The organism is Caballeronia terrestris (assembly GCF_001544515.1).
GTDB classification, from domain to species: Bacteria; Pseudomonadota; Gammaproteobacteria; order Burkholderiales; family Burkholderiaceae; genus Caballeronia; species Caballeronia terrestris.
On the sequence record NZ_FCOL02000363.1, the window covers coordinates 1 to 1,602 of the forward strand.

Consider the following 1,602-nt stretch of genomic DNA (forward strand, 5'->3'; position numbering starts at 1 on the left):
AAGCCGACCTGCGAAGGCAGATGGCCGACGTAGTTCGGATCCGCGAGCACGTACTCGGCGTATCCGCCGTTCACCGAATAGCCCGTGTTCTGCTGATCGTGACAGAGCGTCTCCCAACCGCTCAGACAGTGCTCGCAGTGTCCGCATGCCGAATACAGCCACGGCACGCCAACGCGATCTCCCTCCTTGACGCTCTTGACGTCGGCTCCGACCGCAGAGACGTAGCCAACGCCCTCGTGCCCGGGAATGAACGGCAACGCGGGCTTGACCGGCCAGTCGCCGTCCGCCGCGTGCAGGTCGGTGTGACACACGCCTGACGCGGCGATCTTCACGAGGATCTGGTTGCGGGCAGGCGTTGGCACAAGCACCTCCTCGATACGAAGAGGTTCGCCAAATGCATGCACGACAGCAGCTTTCATCGACGTTGCCATTGATTTCTCCGATTGCCGAACGGTGGCCGTGGGTAGCGTCACGACCTCCCCAGTATCGGCGACGGCGGTCCGACAGCCTTGACTTAGGTCAAGCGGAGCCATCTCCCCCCGCGACGTAGCGGGGCGGCCATGAGCCGGAGCAAGCGTGGACAGGAGCGGGCGCTATGCCGATGGTGGTTCCGGCTGACTGTATTGACCTATGCTGAGCGGATTGAACTAAACGAGGTGACCTTTAGTAATTTCTTGAAGGAGCATCGGAAGTCCGTCCAGCGAGTAAGCAGCAGCGCAAGCGCGATGCTTGACCCAGGTCAATCGCCTCGTGACGCGAAGCCGGAAGATGGCTTATGCGGTGAATCGCTTCATGCCGCTCGTTCGCAATTCGGACTCGAAAAGGGTGTTTTGGGCCCGATGAGTGCCGGAGTTCGAAAAAGCGACCAACACATTGGTGGGCGATGATGCGGAGGCCAAGATGGGTGTAGGAATGCAGATTGCCTGCTTCGGGTTTGCCGGCTCGGCGGCGCTAGAGGGGGAGGCCGGAGCGGAGTTGGTACGGCTGGAGCGGTTCGCGAAGCGCATCGCCGGCTGCCATCTCGCAATCGAGGCGTTGCATGACCAGGGCGGACGCGCGCTCTACGACGCGCGTCTGGACCTCATCACGCGCGACTATGGATTGATACCCGTCGAGCACTGTACGGACGCGGATCCGAATGCAGCGGTACACCGCGCGTTCGACAGTGCGATCCGATTGCTCGAGCGTGATTCGGCCGCCGCCCGATAGAGTAGATATCCGGCGCAAGGCGATGCCGGTCATGCGAAGCAATCATTTGAAGGAAGAGACGGCACGGTCAACGTTTCTTTTTGGAAGCCGGCAGTCGACTCCCTTGACTGGCATTGGAAGTCGCGGCGCCGTAGCCATCTCTTTCGCAGCGGCACTCAAATGCCGAGAGCACCCGTGTCGTGAGGGCCGTCCGCTACTCTTTGGGCAGACTCGTGCTCGTCGGAGAAAATCTCACGTTCTGCGACGGTCGTTTCCAGATCAAGGCATTGGACATGCCAGTGGGCCGTGCGAGGAACCGGGCCCATGCAGCCATGATACGTGGCGCTTCCGCGGGCGCCTTCGGATGGACCGTCGGTGATCGGTGAGCCGTTCTTATCGGCGCAGCGACCGAGG

General features: G+C 61.5%; 2 protein-coding genes and 1 pseudogene. 1 reads left to right on the plus strand and 2 read right to left on the minus strand.

From position 1 onward, the window contains the following. The coding region (locus tag AWB67_RS37415; protein WP_159965160.1) for an alcohol dehydrogenase catalytic domain-containing protein at positions 1-431 on the minus strand (431 nt) is incomplete at its 3' end. A gap of 469 nt (positions 432-900) precedes the next feature. On the opposite strand from AWB67_RS37415, the gene AWB67_RS37420 reads away from it, so the two are divergent. Continuing rightward, positions 901-1,209 carry a hypothetical protein gene (locus tag AWB67_RS37420; protein ID WP_087660814.1) on the plus strand — a complete coding sequence of 103 codons (309 nt, stop codon included), beginning with the start codon at positions 901-903 and terminating at the stop codon, positions 1,207-1,209. A gap of 155 nt (positions 1,210-1,364) precedes the next feature. Here AWB67_RS37420 and AWB67_RS40400 read toward each other — a convergent pair. Then, positions 1,365-1,602 (minus strand): annotated as a pseudogene (locus tag AWB67_RS40400) (DUF3564 family protein); the annotation flags it as partial.

Bases quoted from the DNA above. Each gene is read 5' to 3' on its own strand.
- AWB67_RS37420 (WP_087660814.1), top strand. From the start codon at position 901: ATGGGTGTAGGAATGCAGATTGCCTGCTTCGGGTTTGCCGGCTCGGCG.